Below are 15,143 nucleotides of genomic sequence, written 5' to 3'. Positions count from 1 at the left end.
ACGACTGCAGCGCCAGATGCGCGGTGTTGCCATCGCAATATCCCCACTTAGTCGACGATGGTTCCACCGGTCGGTTGGCGTTGACCGCGTCCGAACGCGTCTAAGCTTTTTGTTCGATGCCGAGAATTGTTCATCTCCGGCGATAGCGATGACCTGAATCAGCGGATGGTGATCTCGCCCATGTCGATCGCGACCAGCAGGGGCTCGGGGACGAGCTGGTAGTCGCCGTACCATGCGTAACCTCGTCGCGTGGTCGGGATGATGATGCCATCGACGGCGCGGTAGTCGGCGGCGTAGAGCATCCCGGGAGCCCCGCCGATGACGTCGATGGTGAAATCGTGGCGGCGCAGTAACCCATCAGGTCCGAAGCACGAAATCTGCTCGCGGGTATGACTTGTGATGCGACCTGGGAAGGTCACCTTCAACCGCCGCCAGGTTTCACCATCGACCTCGACCGGAGGGATCTCTTCGGTGATGAATCCGGGCCAGGTGTAGACGAACGGTATGTTCAGATAGGTCCACAGTGCCTCCCCAGTGAAATAGGCGAGATGAATGTCATCCCAAGGGGTCTCGAGCTGATGACCATCAAACGACCTCTCCGGATCGTCGCGCGCGTCGATGAGCCTGCCGTCACGTCCCTGGACGACGACCCGAGAGGGCTCAAAGACCGACCGCTTGTCTTGACCGTCGTAGTCCATGGTGAGCAGCTGCCGTTTGGTGTCCACCTCGAAGCGAACGTCCTTGACGGCGTCCGGCTTGCCCTTGAGTTGGAAGAGGGCCCCGGTGATCGACGCGTCGACGGTGATCGATTGGCCCTGATTCCATCGATCCAAGCCACCATGCGCGGCGACCGCGCGCTCAAGTAGATCGGCCATTTCTGCTCCTGCTCCCTGTGGCTCGCTGCGCAAGCTCCCGCCAGTATCGAGGCGGCTTGACGCAGAAAGTCATCGCTGATGGTGCGAGCGGTTGCGTGTGGGATCAGCGGATGAGCGGCAGTTCAAGGCGCCGGGGTGACCCAGTTGATTGGTGCCGCCGACTGTCTTGTCGCCGATGAATTTGGCTGGTGCGTGGCCTCTGTAGTGGTGGGAGGTGTGTGGTGAGAAGAGCCGCGGTGGTGCAGTACTGCACCACTCCAGAGACCGCGCAGCGCAACCGCGAGCTGATCGAGAATGTGCTGTTCGAGCTGGCTGCCCGAGATCCCGGGGGTGTCCAGTATCAGGTGTTGATGGTCGACGACGGAGTTGGATTCATGCATGTGGTGGCATTCGACGGCACCGCCGATCCGTTCGCGGAGTGCGCCGCCTACCGCGAGTTCCACCGCGAGTTCGCCCAGCGCCTGGCCACATCACCGGTAGTGACGTCTGCGGCGTTGATCGGCTCTTATCCCGACCGCTGGCTCGCGCCGAATGAAGCAGGCGAGGACACCTAGTGACCGCATCCCATGGCGACGAGGTTGGATCCCCGATCCGCCCCTCAGCAATAATGGCCGAGGGAAGCCGCACCTACCGGTTCGTTGATCTCACTCCCGAGGGTGGTCAGCGCTACATTGAGCCGTGGCACCACACCTACCGGGCGGCGGATCGTCATGAGCACCACCACTGATAGCGGGGGAGCGGATTTTGCGCGGCTTGCCGAGCCGTTTCGGCGGGAGCTGGTCGCGTATGGCTATCGCATGCTCGGCTCAGTCGACGACGCTGAAGAAGTCGTGCAGGACGTCTACCTGGCCGCGTGGCGGGCGTACGAGGGTTTCGAAGGGCGCTCATCGCTGCGCACCTGGCTGTATCGCATCGCCACCCGGGCGTTCGTGAAAGCCCTTGAACGCCGCAAGCATCGCCCGCTGCCCTCGGATCTGCATGCTCCGGCCGCCGACCCCGCCGCGCAGATCTTGGCCGGTGATCCAGAGCTGACCTGGATACAGCCCGCACCCGATTCGCTGCTGGCCGACACGACAAGCGACCCGGGCGTCGTCGTGGCTGCTCGTGACACCATGCGGCTGGCGTTCGTCGCCACGCTGCAACTCCTTCCGCCGCGCCAGCGCGCGGTACTGATTCTGCGGGAGGTATTGGGTTGGTCCGCAGCCGAAGTCGCGGCGCTGCTGGATCTGAGCGTGGCGGCAGTCAACAGCGCGTTACAACGCGCCCGCTCGCATCTGCCCGCGGACAGCGATTCGCTGGTGCAGCCGTCTGAGGGGAGGCAGCGTGAGCTGCTCGACCGGTACGTCGCCGCGTTCCAAAACGCCGACGTTGACGAACTGGTTGCAGTGTTGACCGACGACGCGCGCTACGAGATGCCGCCGTTTCTTACATGGTTCGAGGGCAGCGCGACGATCGGCGCCTTTCTTGGCCCGCGCATGCGTGGCTTCGGCAACACCCCGGTCCTACGCACCTCGGCCAACGGACAACTCGCAGTTGCGCTATACCCGGCGACTGCTGATGGGCAGCATCGCCTGCATGCCCTACATGTGCTCACCGTCGGGTCGCGGGGCGTCGGACGGGTCGTGGCCTTCATGGACATCGACGCGTTGCGCCGCTTGGACCTGCCCCACGTGCTGCCGACCGAAGCAACGTGATCACCGGAGATGAACCCACCGGCGGGCGATCAAGTGCGACACCACTGCATCCGTCAAGTGTCTAGTCCTAGCCGCCGCACCAGTTCCTCAGCCGCGCCGCGTATCACAGTCGGGACGACTACACCCGTGCGTTGACGTGCCGGGCGGCCCACTGCGCCCCGAGCCTGACCAGCCCGGATTCCGGGTAATGGACATGGCGGTTGAAGTCCGTGCCAGGCGAACAGATGGGATCGCCGGGCACGCACAGATCGGCGGTGCGGGAACCGAAGACCGGGCTCATGAGCGTCAGCGGCTGACCGATGCGGGCCGAAGGGTTGCCGAAGACGACGACCGAGGCGATGTGCGAAACGGCGGCGGCGGGAAGTGGCGCGTTGTAGCCGACCGCACCGATCGGCGCGGTGGTGACCACGTCGACAACGGCCGCACCCTGCGAATAGCCACCCAGCACGATGCCGGTTCCCGGGCACTCTTGGGCGACCGCCTGCACGCGCCGGCTCATGTCGGTGGCGCCGGCCGCGGCTTTCGAGAAATCCAATGTTGCCGGGTATTGCACCGCGTAACTGGACACGGACTTGCCTTGCAGCATCGGACGCAGCGTGTCGACGAACGACTGCCCGACGACGCCGATGCCTGTCGGTTCATCGGTGCCGCGCGCGAAGACAACTTCTACGTCTGAACAGGCGGGCGCGGCGGACGCGGCGGGAGTTGCGATCCCCGGAACGACCATGGCCGCGGTGATGACCAAGGCGAGGTGGCCGACCCGAGCCGCGGCGCGGACCGGCGTTGCTCTCCAGGACCCGGGCGACACCCTGTTGGACTATACCCAACTGTCACGTTTGTCACTCCGGTAACAGAATTACGAAGCGCAGACGCGTCTGACCGGTCTCCCCGCGCCGAGAGTGCAGCCATGCAGGGGTTCTCTCGAACTTCTCCTGCGTGGATGCACTTTCGCGGCGTGGTCAGACGGCTTACCCGCGTGACGATGGCAACGGGATGTTCAAGGCGAGCGTCAGTTCCAAAATGGTCGCTGGATCGTTGAGCCGGTCGCCGTAGAGTTCGCGTAGCTGGGTCATGCGGTAGCGCACTGTCTGGGCGTGAATGAACAAGTCGGCGGCGACGGCGTCGCGCTGGCCCTGGTGCAGCACCCAGGACCGCAGTGTCTCGGTGAGCCGCTCGGCGCTGCTCGGCCGCAACGCGTCCAGCGGGGCCAGGACCCGGCGGCGCAGATCCTCGGCGGCCTCGCGATCGGCGGTCAGGACGAGTTCGACGAGGTGGTCGTCGGTGTCGACCACCGTCGTGTCGTCGGGCAGCGACAGGTCGCGTGCCCGCAGCGCCCGGCGATACGACGATCGCGCCGCCGTCCACGGGCGGGCCGGCCCCACCAGCGCCCGGCGCCCTTGCAGCGCGGTTCGAAGTTGGCTGCGGGCACGGCCACCCAGGTCGGGCACCAGCAGGACGGCCAGCGCCGCGGTCGGGTCGACATCGGGCAGGTCCTCGCTGAGTTGCAGCGTCGACTGACCGAAGCGTGCTGCAAGCCCGCGGGTTTGGCGCTCGGAGACCACGACGGCGGTCAGCGTGGTCGGCGGTTGCCAACCGGCCTTCTCGGCGCTGGCGTGCAAGGTCGCGGCGGGTTCCCCGGCGAGCAGCTGGCGGGCGAGGCGCTCGAGATAGCGCTGTCGCACCCGGCCGGTGGTGGCCAGCTCGTCGGCGTGGCCGGCCACACTGGACGCCGAGAGCTCGTCGATGAAGGCGAACACCAGCTCGGCAAAGCGGGCGACCGCGTCGGCGGACAGACCCGCATCGACCGCGGTCGCCGAGAGCTCGCGCCAGGCCACCCGGGCGCCGACGCGATACGCCGACAGCAGAGCATCCATCGAGCGGCCGTTGCGGGCTTCACCCCGCCCCAACTCGTAGGCGCCGTCGAGTGCCGGCGACAGCGTCGCGGCCGGGTCGGAGTCCTGCGCACGCACCGCCAGCCGCAGAAAACCGCCGAGCGCCATCTGCACGGCGTTCTCGATGTTCTGACCCATCCGGCCGCTGAAGGCGTCGGCGTAGCTGGGCACTTCGACCGTCACCGCACTCACGGTGCGTTCCGCCATCCGGGGCAGCACCGCCTGCAACGCGGCGGCGACGTCATCGCCCAGGTCCAGACCGGTGAAGCGTGGGGCAGGAGACGACAAACTATCCCTCACGAACAAAAGATGGATCGACATTCACGCCTGACAACCAAGACTTTATAACCATTGCTCAGCGAAGGTGGGGATATGACAACAACAGCACCCCGACCCACCGTCGTCGGCGCAGTGCGTGACCGGCTCATCCAGCTTGCCGAGCGGGTCACCACCCCGCTCGTCCCGTCCGACTACCTCGACGTCATCGATCCGCTGCGTTCCGCCAGCGACCTGCGCGGACGCATCGTGGCCATCCACCCCGAGACACGCGATGCCGTCAGCGTCGTCATCAAGCCGGGACGCACCTGGCGCACCCATGTCCCCGGCCAGTACGTCCGCGTCGGCGTCGACGTCGACGGGGTCCGGCAATGGCGGGCCTATTCCCTGACCTCGACGACCCGGCGGCCCGATGGCCACATCGCCATCACCGTCAAGGCCATTCCCGACGGCGTCGTCAGCAACTACCTGGTGCGACGCGCCACGGTTGGCACCGTCGTGCAACTCGACCAGGCCACCGGCGACTTCACCCTCGGCTCCCCGGCGCCCGCAAAGGTCCTGTTCGTCACCGCGGGCAGCGGCATCACCCCCGTCATGGGCATGTTGCGCAACCTGGCCGACCAGGCGTCCGATGTGGTGGTTGTGCACTCCGCGCCGACCGCCGCCGACGTCATCTTCGGCGGCGAGCTGCGAATGATGGCCAGCCAGGGCCGAATCCGCCTGGTGGAGCGGCACACCGACACCGACGGCATGCTCGAAGTGGCCGAATTGGCCGGTCTGGTCGACGATCTCACCGACCGGCAGACCTGGGCCTGCGGCCCGGCCGGAATGCTCGACGCGCTCCAGGAGCGTTGGGACGCCGCCGGCATCGCCGATCGACTGCATATCGAGCGGTTCCGGCCCGCAGTGATCGCCACCGGCGAGGGTGGCACCGTGACGTTCGCGAACTCCGGCACCGTCGTGGAGGCCGACGGAGCGCAGACCCTGCTCGACGCCGGCGAAGCCGCCGGGGTGTTGATGCCGTCGGGCTGCCGGATGGGCATCTGCTTTGGCTGCGTCGCCCCGCTGCGCCAGGGCGCGGTGCGGGATCTGCGCTCCGGTGAGCTCACCACCGCCGCACCCGGCGACAACGTCGCGATCCAGACCTGTGTGTCCGCCGCGGCGGGCGCCTGCGAAATCGACCTTTAAGACCCCGAGTCCGAGGAGACATCGACATGACTGCTCTGCAACGCAAACACGACAACCCGATCGCGCATCTGAGCGACGAGGACATCGAGAACCTCGGCGCCGAACTCGACGCCATCCGCGCGCAGGTGATCGCCAGCCGCGGCGAACGCGACGCTGCCTACATCCGCAAGGTGATCGACGCCCAGCGCAAGCTCGAACTCGGCAGCCGCGCGCTGCTGCTGTTCTCGCTGTTCCCGCCGGCGTGGATCGTCGGTACGGCGGGCCTAGCCGTCTCCAAGATCATCGAAAACATGGAGATCGGGCACAACGTGATGCACGGGCAGTGGGACTGGATGCGTGACAACAAGATTCACTCGACCACCTGGGAATGGGACAGCGCCTCACCGTCGGACATGTGGAAGCACTCCCACAACGAGCTGCACCACACATACACCAACGTGTTGGGCAAGGACCAGGACCTGGGCTACGGAATCATGCGGGTCGACGAAGATCAACGTTGGACGCCGTTCTACCTGTTCCAGCCGCTGACCAACTTCGTCAACGCCTGCTTCTTCCAGTACGGCATCGCGGCCTACGACCTGCAGATCGGCCGCTACCTCAAGGGCAAGTCCGACAAAGAGGTGTTCCGCCGCCAGGCCAAGGCGGTGCTGGCCAAGGTCGGCAAGCAGGCGCGTAAGGATTATCTGCTGCATCCGCTGTTGTCGGGTCCCTCGGCCCTTACGACGTTCACCGCGAACCTGACCGCCAACCTGATCCGTAACCTCTGGACGCACTCGGTGATCATGTGCGGGCACTTTCCCGACGGCGTGCAGACCTACGAGAAAACCTCGATCGACGGCGAGACCCGCGGACAGTGGTACCTGCGCCAGATGCTCGGCTCGGCCAATATCTCCGGGGGCCGGTGGATGCATTTCATGACCGGCAACCTGTCGTTCCAGATCGAGCACCACCTGTTCCCCGACCTGCCCAGCAACCGCTATCAGGAGATCGCCCCCAGGGTGCAGCAACTCTTCGAACGCTACGGGCTCGCCTACGTCAGTGGTCCGCTGCCCAAGCAGGTGGCGTCGGCGTGGAAGAAGGTGTTCCGGCTGTCCCTGCCCAACAACTTCGCCCGTAAGGCGGTTGCCGCCGCCAGTCCCGCCGCGGTCACCCGGATCCTCTTCGGTAAACCGGAACCGGAGAGGGTCGCGGCCTGAGCTCTGCTACGTCCGGTGGCCGAGATACGCTTCCCCATGTGACGCCCTCCGCCTCACGGCGCGAAGTCCTCCGGTATGCCGCGCTACTTGCACCGACGCTGGCTGTTCCTGGTGCATTCGGCGCGATGAGCAGCGCGCCCGAGGCCGCCGCCAGCGGGCTGGGGCTCGCCGATTTCACCGACAAACTGGTCTCACCCGAGCAGCTCAAGGCGGCCGGATTCGACGGCGCACTGGTCTACGTCTCGGAGCTGCGGCCGGGTGCCACCTTCGATTTCAAGCCGGTCACCCGCGACTATGCCGACCGATTGCAGGCCGTCGGACTACAGATCGTCAGTTGCTACCAGTTCGGAAAACCGGGATGGGCCACGCCGTCGGATTACACCCGGGGCTATGACGGTGGTGTCGCCGACGCCCGGACGGCGTTGCGAAACCACACCGCGGCCGGGGGGCCGGCGAGCGCGCCGATCTTCTTCAGTGTCGATGAGGACATCGACTCCAAGGCCTGGAAAAGCCAGGCAGTCCAATGGTTTCGGGGTATCAACTCGGTATTGGGCGTGCAGCGCACCGGCATCTACGGCGGGGTTCGGCCATGCGCCTGGGCGGTCGCCGACAATGTGGTCGGACAGTCGACCAGTGCGGGCTACCGGTGGGTGTGGCAGACCCGGGCATGGTCGGGAGGTGAGCGGGAGCCGGCCGCGGTCCTATTCCAAACCGAGGTCGTCACGGCGGCCAACCCGGGGGTCGAGATCGGCGCCGCACACCTGGACGTCAATGATGTCCTTGCCGCCGATTTCGGCCAATGGAGCCTGGCCCGATGACGAGATTCGAGGAGACACGATGAGCGACACCATGTCCGACGCCACCGCTGCCACGGGAGCGGCGATGGAGCAAGCCGTCGCGGTTTTCATGCTGCATCCGGAGACCTTCGCCGAGAGCATCGCCGCCGGCTACCAGAACCCGTTGGCGGGATACGTCGCCGGTCGTGGGGGAGTGCTGGGTGAGGCCAGCGGCCCCATCGTCAGTTCGGTGTTCGCGGTGTTCGAACCGACCGGGCTGGGCGCGATGTGGGACGAAGGCGTCGCGGTGCGCGGCGCAGCCGCTGCGGCCCAACTGTATTGGGACCAGACCGCCGGATTCGGGCGTAAGTACCTCTCGGGTGCGCAGGGCTTGGAGCGTATCGCCGGGCTGGGGGAGAAGGTGATCAGCGAGACGCCGATCGCGGGGTTGCCGTTGTTCGCGGGCTGGCGCACGATGCCGCTCGCCGATGATCCCGCGGGCCGCGCGCTGCAGGTGATGTTCGTACTGCGGGAGCTGCGTGCCGGTGTGCACTTTCACGCGCTGATGATGTCCGGGATCACGCCCGTCGAGGCGCACATGCTCAACAAGGGCCATCAGTACGCGGCGATGTTCGGCTGGCCCGAACCTTTCGCCGACGGCGCCGAAAAGAAGGACCGCTACGTCGAGATCGAGCAGGTGACCAACCGCCGCATGGCGGAACTCTTTGCGGCCGCGCTCGATCCGGCCGAGGTCGAGGAGCTGGCCCGGCTGAGCACCGCGGCGCTGGCGTCGATGCGGGCCAACCTCCCGGGCTGAGACCCTTCAACACCACTCACGCCTGCACGGACGTCGCCAGGAATTCGCGGACCAGCTGGGTGAACACCTCGGGCTGGTCGTAGGGGACGATGTGGCCGGCGTCGGCGACGGTGACCAGACGCGATCCCGGGGTGGCGGCCTGGGCGGCGGCCAGCGAGCGCGCACCGACCAGCCGATCGTCGTCGCCGCGCACCCACAGGGCGGGAACGCAAAGCCCCACCAGCTCGGGCAGCAGGTTCAGCCGCATCGCAAGGGGGCCGTAGGCGGCGATTTGCCAGTCGTCCAAGGCCTTTTCGCGGTACCGCTGTTTGGCGCGGGCTTCCTCGATGACGGCCGCGAGGATCGCGTCGAAATCACCGGTCTGCTCACCCGCGGTGAGACTGGCGATCATCGACCGGCGAATGGCATTGGGGAACCGGGCGAGGTACCACGTGCTCCAGCGCAGCAAGCCGGGCGTGTGCATGGTCAGCCAGGTCAGGAACTGCGCCGGGCGTTTCGCATCGAGACCGCCGGGGCCGGCCGCCACCAGGGCGCTGACCCGCTCCGGATGATCCAGGGCGAATCCGGTGGCGATGCCGGCGCCCAGCGAAAGACCGACCAGCGCTGCCCGCGGCAGCTCCAGCGCGTCGAGCAACGCGAGAAGAAACCGGCGGAAGAAGCGATCGTCGAGCACACCGCGCCATGGCCGGCTGGCGCCGTGGCGGGGCAGGTCGATCAGGTGCACCCGGTGATCGGTTGCCAACGCCGGGGCGACACGGCGCCACACCCCCTGGGCGGTGTCCAGCATGCCCCCGTGCAGCAGCAGCACCGGTATCCCGGTGTCGCCGGCACGGTAGAGGCGTACCGGTCCACCGCAGACGGTGAGGTCGGTGTAGGTGTCGAACAGGTCGGCCACGCCCCGACTCAGCGGAAGCGGACGTTCAGCGTGGCCAGGCCGAAGATCTTCTTGTCACCGGACTTCGCGCCGACCAGCAGCACGCCGGTGCGGGTCTCGGGATCCAGCGACTTGATCTTGCCGCTGAACTCGATGTCGGCGCCCTCCTTGGCCGACACGATCGCGGGCGCCGACAGCCGCACCGCATAGCGCGTCACCGCGCCGGGATCACCCGACCAGGCCGAGACGAACCCGGCACCCAGACCCATGGTGAGCATGCCATGGGCGATCACGTCGGGCAGCCCGGCCAGCTTGGCGAGCTCCTCGTCCCAGTGAATCGGGTTGGCGTCGCCGGCCACGCCGGCATAGTTGACCAGGTCGCCACGAGATAGTCGAGTGTGGCGCACCGGCAGCGCGTCGCCAACCTCCACGTCGTCGAAAGACGGTGTGCCCAGGGGTCGGGTGGTGTCCGGTTCGGCGATGCGCACCGCGCCATCGGGGCGCAGCGTCTTTTCGTACGCCGCGGCGGATTCCCCGATGTCGAGAATGTTGACGTCGTGCATCATTGCCTTTTGGACGGCGGCCTTGACGCCCGGGCCGATGTCCTCGGCGGTGACGCCGACAACCGTGGTGTGCAGGGTGTGCACCACTTGCCCGGCCGTGTCGGTGAAGGTGTTGGTCACGGTGATCAGATCTCTGCCGGCGATCCTGCGCACCGACGTCAGTTCGACGTCAATGGTCAGCTCGTCGCCCTCCACGATCGGGCGATGCTGTTCGAAGACTTCTTCGGTCTGCACGTAGGTGTCGTAGCCGACGACCACCGACTCGAACATGCGCCGATTGCACGCCATGCCCGGGGTCGAGGTGAACGTCAGCGGCGCCACCAGACCCGAGTAACCGAGCTTGGCGGCGGCGTCGACATCCCAGTGCGCGGGGTGGTAGTCCTGCACCGCGCGGGCATACTCGCGCACCTTCTCGCGGCCCACCAGGTAGGTGCCGTCCATCTGGTAGTAGTGGCCGACCCGCAACTCCATCGCCGACGCCTCTGCTGAGGTCATGAGATTCTCAACCGTTCTATCGGCTGGTTCGGTGAGGCCGACCAGTGCACACTAACGCGCCAGAAGATCGCGATACACGCGGATAGGCGTCGCCGGTTCACCCCCGCGTCACCCGCACGGGGTGGCCCGAGAGCAGCGCTTACGGTAACTTTCGACTGTGATTTTCTCAGCTGCCGCTGCTCTTGCGCGAAGCCTCACCCCTTTCCTGGCGGCTGCGGCCGTCATCGCCACCGGCCTATCGGCGGACCCGTCGGCCCCCGGGATACGCCTGGCCGACGCGGAGAACCCGTTGGGCGCCATGCCCTTCTACGTCGATCCCCTCTCGGCGGCTATGGGCGCGGCGACCAGGGCCGATCCGCCGAGCGCCGAGCTGACCAGGATCGCCAACACCCCGCAGGCGTACTGGCTCGACCAGGCGTTCTCACCGGGCAGCGTCACCGCCACGGTGAGCCGACACACCAGCGCGGCCCAGGCCGCCGGCGCCATGCCGGTGCTGGCGCTGTACGCCATCCCGCATCGTGACTGCGGAAGCTACGCGGCCGGCGGATTCGGCTCGGGCGACGCCTACCGGGCGTGGATCGACGGTATCGCCGCAGGCATCGGCGCCGCACCGGCGGCGATCATCCTGGAACCCGACGCCCTGGCGATGGCCGACTGCCTCTCCGGAGATCAGCGTCAGGAACGCTTCGACCTGATCCACTACGCGGTCGACACGCTGAGCAGCAACCCGGCCACCGCGGTGTACGTCGACGCCGGGCACTCGCGCTGGGTCAGTGCCGGCGAAATGGCCGCCCGGCTCAAGCAGGCCGGCGTCGGGCGCGCGCGGGGCTTCAGCCTCAACACCACGAACTACTACACCACCGACGAGGAGATCGGCTACGGCGAAGAGATCTCCGGGATGACGGGCGGCGCTCACTACGTGATCGACACGTCGCGCAACGGCGCCGGGCCGGCGCCTGAGCATCCGCTGAACTGGTGCAACCCGGATGGTCGCGCATTGGGTGCCGCGCCCACGGCGAACACCGCGGGTGCGCACGCCGATGCCTATCTGTGGGTCAAGCGGGTCGGTGAATCCGACGGAAGTTGTGGCCGCGGGGAGCCCGCCGCGGGCCGCTTCGTCAGCCAATTCGCCATCGACCTGGCCCGCAACTCCGGCTAGAACCGGCTGGCCCCGGTCACCGGACCGCTTGGGCGTGTTCGGCACCCACGCGTTCCAGCAGCTCCAGCAGGTCCGGCTCGTTGTGCGTCAGCTGGGGGTCGAGGTCGAGTATCTGATCGTGCTCGTGCAGTAGCTGCGCAAAGATGTGCTCGCGTTGGACCTGGGTGCTCTCGGAGTCGAGATACGCGATGGCGTGCCGCCGCGCGTTGGCGACCGCGGTCTGGGCTTTGCCTCTGCGGCTGAATAGGGAGGCGACGACGGTGACGCTGAGTACCCCGACGATCACCACCAGCGACAGGTCGGTGCGGAATTCGACGACGTCAAGCGGTTGGCCGCCGTTGATGAACGGGATGTTGTTCTCGTGCAGTGCGTGCAGGATCAGCTTCACCCCGATGAACCCGAGGATGACGGCCAGGCCGTAGGACAGGTAGACCAGCCGGTGCAGCAAGCCGTCGATCAGGAAGTAGAGCTGCCGCAGGCCGATCAGGGCGAACGCCGTCGCGGTGAAGACGATGTACACGTTCTGGGTGAGGCCGAAGATCGCCGGGATCGAGTCGATCGCGAACAGCACGTCGGTGCCGGCGATGGCCACGATCACCAGCAACATCGGCGTCATCGCCCGCCGACCGTCCACGACCGTGACCAGCTTGTCCCCGTCGTAGTGCTCGGTGGTGTGGATGACCTTGCGCGCCATTCGGATGACGACGTTGCCGGCGCCGTCTGACACCTCGCCGTGGCCGGGCCTGAACCAGTTGACCGCGGTGACGAGCAGGATCAGCCCGAAGAAGTAGAAGACCCAGGCGAAGGCGTCGATCAGCGCCGCACCGAGGAAGATGAACCCGCTGCGGGCGATCAGCGCGAAGACGATCCCGAACAGCAGCACCTTCTGCTGATCCTCGCGGGGCACCCGGAAGCTCGCCATGATGATCAAGAACACGAACAGGTTGTCGACCGACAGCGCCTTCTCGGTGACATACCCGGCGAAGAACTGTTCGCCCGCTTCAGGGGCGCCGAACGCCAGCACCCCGACGCCGAACAGCAGCGCGACGCCGACATAGGCGCCCGACCAGACGGCGGCCTCCCTCAGCGTCGGAACGTGGGCCTTCCGGACATGAAAGACCAGGTCGAAGACCACCAATCCGACCAGTCCGATGATGGTCAGTGCCCATACCCAACCGGGAACGTCCACGAGACCATTGCATCAGGCTCAGGCGAACGGCAGTCGACGCCGCATGAGACATCAGGCAAACCCTGGCCACGCCGGTCCGGTCGGGTAGAACCAGACATATGAGCCGACTTGCCGAAGAAACCCGATGGATGGATGCCACCGACCAGGCGGCGCTGGTGGCCGACGGCGAGGTCACCCCGACCGAGCTGCTGGAAGCCGCCATCGAGCGCATCGAACAGTCGAACCCCGCGCTGAACGCGGTGGTCATGAAATGGTTCGACTACGCGCGCGCGGTGGCCGCCGACCCCGCCGTGCCGCACGGACCGTTCCGCGGCGTCCCGTTCCTGCTCAAGGACCTCTACACCAACGTCGCCGGGCAGACGCTGTCCAACGGCAACATCGCGCTCAAAGAAGCCGGCAAGATCGACAGTTACGACACGGCCCTGGTGGCCCGGTTCAAGGCCGCGGGCCTGGTAATCGCGGGGCGGACCAACACCCCGGAGTTGGGCAGTTTGCCGACCACCCAGCCACTGGCCTGGGGGCCGACCCGCAACCCGTGGGCGCTGGATCGGACGCCGGGCGGGTCCAGTGGTGGGGCCGCGGTTGCGGTGGCGACCGGCATGGTGCCGTTCGCCAATGCATCCGACGGCGGCGGCAGCATCCGCATCCCGGCATCCTGCTGCGGGATCGTGGGTCTCAAACCGAGCCAGGGTCGCACCACACTGGGTCCGACTCGCAGCGAGGCGGGGCTCGGCGTGGAACTGTGCGTCAGCCGCTCGGTGCGCGACACCGCGGCCCTGCTCGACGCGGTGCGCGGGCCCGGTGTCGGCGACGCGGTGATCGCGCCGGCGCCGCAACGCCCATACGTCGACGAGGTCGGCGCCGATCCTGGGAGGCTACGGATCGGGCTGCTCGACGTGCACCCGCGCGGCGACGTTCTGCACGAGGACTGCCGCGCGGCGGTGCGCGCCGTGGGGTCGATGCTGGAGGGCCTCGGGCACATCGTCGAACCGGCGTGGCCGGACTGCCTCGCCGACACCACGTTGCCGCGCAAGTTCATGGCGCTGTGGGCCGCGCAGATGGGGATGGCCGCCCGTGAGATCGCCCGGATCCTCGGACGGGAGGTGACGGCTGCGGACATGGAGTTGGTGAACTGGGCCGTCGTCGAGCAGGCGCAGCGATTGACCGCCGTCGACTACGCCGTGGCGCTGGAGGCGGTGGCGACGTTCCGGCGTGCGCTGCAGCACTGGTGGGCCGAGGGCTGGGATCTGTTGCTGACCCCGACGGTTGCCGAGCCGCCGCCCCTGTTGACGGAGTTCGAAAACGATCCCGCGCATCCCACCGCACCGCAGCGGCGGGCCGGGCGGTTTTCCGCATTCACCCCGGCGTTCAACATGAGCGGACAGCCGGCGATCAACGTTCCGCTGTACCGCAACGCCGAGGGCCTGCCGATCGGTGTCCAGCTCGCCGCCGGCTACGGCCGTGAGGACGTGTTGATTCGTGTTGCCTCGCAACTGGAGTCGGCGCACCCGTGGTCAGGTGTGCACCCGGCGATCCCTGGACGCGGTGGTGTCTGACAGCTCCGGCCGTTAGTCGTTGAGACAACGACCAAGGTCGGCCCTACAGTGAGAGATATTCGGCCGAAGGGAATCCCGATGATCGAGCTACTACCGGACATGCCGCAGGGAGTCATTGGAATCCGGGTTTCAGGTCGGTTACGCGGTGACGAGCTACGAGAGATCAGACCATCCCTCCAGGGGCTTTTGCAGACCGGCGAGATCCGGATCGTAGAAGTCATCGCTGCCGATTACGACGGCTTCGGCCCTGGTGGGCTGGTCGAGGATCTCAAGCTCGGCCTCGGTACGGTCTTGCCGCACCATGCGGCGTTCAAACGAATTGCGATCGTGTCCGACAAGGATTGGGTCGCTCATGTTCTGCATGCGCTGGAGTGGATGATTCCCGGCGAGCTCGCGGTGTTCGGACTTGCCGACCTCGAGCGCGCCAAGAAATGGGCTGCCGGCTGAACCAGCACGCAGGCAGGTAACAAACTGGGTGCGGTCAACCGTTCGGCTGTCACGCGGCTGCGTTGTCGGGTGGTCCGTTGGGTAGGTGGTGTTCGGGGTGGTGGAAGGTGTTGGTGGCGCCGGGTAGGCCGAGCTCGGGCGGTGGG

16 protein-coding genes are annotated in these 15,143 nt (G+C 66.9%); 10 read left to right on the top strand and 6 right to left on the bottom strand.

From position 1 onward, the window contains the following. Window positions 1-158: 158 nt before the first annotated feature. On the bottom strand, window positions 159-875 hold the full coding sequence (locus AC5Y36_RS14770) for a hypothetical protein (RefSeq protein WP_500041673.1): 717 nt from the start codon (window positions 873-875) through the stop codon (window positions 159-161). Window positions 876-1,096: 221 nt separating this feature from the next. On the opposite strand from AC5Y36_RS14770, the gene AC5Y36_RS14765 reads away from it, so the two are divergent. The 3 genes from AC5Y36_RS14765 to AC5Y36_RS14755 are packed head-to-tail and all read left to right on the top strand — an operon-like array spanning window position 1,097 to window position 2,569. Continuing rightward, window positions 1,097-1,429 (top strand): hypothetical protein, encoded by a 333-nt coding sequence (locus AC5Y36_RS14765; RefSeq protein ID WP_500041672.1) that lies wholly within the window; start codon window positions 1,097-1,099, stop codon window positions 1,427-1,429. Continuing rightward, window positions 1,429-1,602 carry a hypothetical protein gene (locus tag AC5Y36_RS14760; protein ID WP_500041671.1) on the top strand — a complete coding sequence of 58 codons (174 nt, stop codon included), beginning with the start codon at window positions 1,429-1,431 and terminating at the stop codon, window positions 1,600-1,602. The genes AC5Y36_RS14765 and AC5Y36_RS14760 overlap by 1 nt, the downstream gene beginning before the upstream one ends. Further along, the gene (locus tag AC5Y36_RS14755; protein WP_500041670.1) at window positions 1,586-2,569 is read left to right on the top strand and encodes a sigma-70 family RNA polymerase sigma factor; all 984 of its coding nucleotides are present in this window, start codon (window positions 1,586-1,588) and stop codon (window positions 2,567-2,569) included. The genes AC5Y36_RS14760 and AC5Y36_RS14755 overlap by 17 nt, the downstream gene beginning before the upstream one ends. Window positions 2,570-2,687: 118 nt before the next feature. Here the strand turns inward: AC5Y36_RS14755 and AC5Y36_RS14750 are convergent, their stop codons facing one another. Next, complete coding sequence (locus tag AC5Y36_RS14750; RefSeq protein WP_500041760.1) at window positions 2,688-3,296, bottom strand: cutinase family protein; 609 nt, start codon at window positions 3,294-3,296, stop codon at window positions 2,688-2,690. A gap of 241 nt (window positions 3,297-3,537) precedes the next feature. Further along, window positions 3,538-4,761, bottom strand: a complete 1,224-nt coding sequence (locus AC5Y36_RS14745; RefSeq protein ID WP_500041669.1) for a PucR family transcriptional regulator — start codon at window positions 4,759-4,761, stop codon at window positions 3,538-3,540. Window positions 4,762-4,833: 72 nt separating this feature from the next. Here AC5Y36_RS14745 and AC5Y36_RS14740 point away from each other — a divergent pair, with 72 nt between their 5' ends. The 4 genes from AC5Y36_RS14740 (at window position 4,834) to AC5Y36_RS14725 (ending at window position 8,714) form a co-directional block, all read left to right on the top strand. Further along, window positions 4,834-5,925 carry a ferredoxin reductase gene (locus AC5Y36_RS14740; protein ID WP_500041668.1) on the top strand — a complete coding sequence of 364 codons (1,092 nt, stop codon included), beginning with the start codon at window positions 4,834-4,836 and terminating at the stop codon, window positions 5,923-5,925. 26 nt (window positions 5,926-5,951) lie between these two features. Then, window positions 5,952-7,121: a fatty acid desaturase family protein gene (locus AC5Y36_RS14735; protein WP_500041667.1), complete on the top strand. Its 1,170-nt coding sequence runs from the start codon at window positions 5,952-5,954 to the stop codon at window positions 7,119-7,121. Between the two features lie 125 nt (window positions 7,122-7,246). Then, window positions 7,247-7,939, top strand: coding sequence for a DUF1906 domain-containing protein (locus AC5Y36_RS14730; RefSeq protein WP_500041666.1), 693 nt, complete (start codon window positions 7,247-7,249; stop codon window positions 7,937-7,939). Window positions 7,940-7,958: 19 nt separating this feature from the next. Beyond that, complete coding sequence (locus tag AC5Y36_RS14725; protein ID WP_500041665.1) at window positions 7,959-8,714, top strand: SCO6745 family protein; 756 nt, start codon at window positions 7,959-7,961, stop codon at window positions 8,712-8,714. 16 nt (window positions 8,715-8,730) lie between these two features. On the opposite strand, the gene AC5Y36_RS14720 is transcribed toward AC5Y36_RS14725, so the two are convergent. Next, window positions 8,731-9,609, bottom strand: a complete 879-nt coding sequence (locus tag AC5Y36_RS14720) for an alpha/beta fold hydrolase (protein WP_500041664.1) — start codon at window positions 9,607-9,609, stop codon at window positions 8,731-8,733. Between the two features lie 8 nt (window positions 9,610-9,617). Beyond that, complete coding sequence (locus AC5Y36_RS14715; protein WP_500041663.1) at window positions 9,618-10,646, bottom strand: fused (3R)-hydroxyacyl-ACP dehydratase subunits HadA/HadB; 1,029 nt, start codon at window positions 10,644-10,646, stop codon at window positions 9,618-9,620. Between the two features lie 157 nt (window positions 10,647-10,803). Between AC5Y36_RS14715 and AC5Y36_RS14710 the strand changes: the two genes are divergently transcribed. Continuing rightward, window positions 10,804-11,805 carry a glycoside hydrolase family 6 protein gene (locus tag AC5Y36_RS14710; RefSeq protein WP_500041662.1) on the top strand — a complete coding sequence of 334 codons (1,002 nt, stop codon included), beginning with the start codon at window positions 10,804-10,806 and terminating at the stop codon, window positions 11,803-11,805. A 16-nt stretch (window positions 11,806-11,821) separates the two neighbouring features. On the opposite strand, the gene AC5Y36_RS14705 is transcribed toward AC5Y36_RS14710, so the two are convergent. Beyond that, window positions 11,822-12,994 carry a TerC family protein gene (locus tag AC5Y36_RS14705; protein WP_500041661.1) on the bottom strand — a complete coding sequence of 391 codons (1,173 nt, stop codon included), beginning with the start codon at window positions 12,992-12,994 and terminating at the stop codon, window positions 11,822-11,824. A 98-nt stretch (window positions 12,995-13,092) separates the two neighbouring features. Here AC5Y36_RS14705 and AC5Y36_RS14700 point away from each other — a divergent pair, with 98 nt between their 5' ends. Together AC5Y36_RS14700 and AC5Y36_RS14695 are read left to right on the top strand one after the other, a co-directional pair. After that, entirely contained in the window at window positions 13,093-14,550 is a 1,458-nt protein-coding gene (locus AC5Y36_RS14700) for an amidase (protein ID WP_500041660.1), read from the top strand. A gap of 78 nt (window positions 14,551-14,628) precedes the next feature. Next, window positions 14,629-14,997 carry a SpoIIAA family protein gene (locus tag AC5Y36_RS14695; RefSeq protein WP_500041659.1) on the top strand — a complete coding sequence of 123 codons (369 nt, stop codon included), beginning with the start codon at window positions 14,629-14,631 and terminating at the stop codon, window positions 14,995-14,997. Window positions 14,998-15,143: the final 146 nt, after the last annotated feature.

The sequence above is a fragment of the Mycobacterium sp. NGS50 genome (assembly GCF_059812545.1).
Note: the sequence above shows the minus strand (reverse complement) of the source record. Positions and strands in the feature narration are given on the sequence as shown.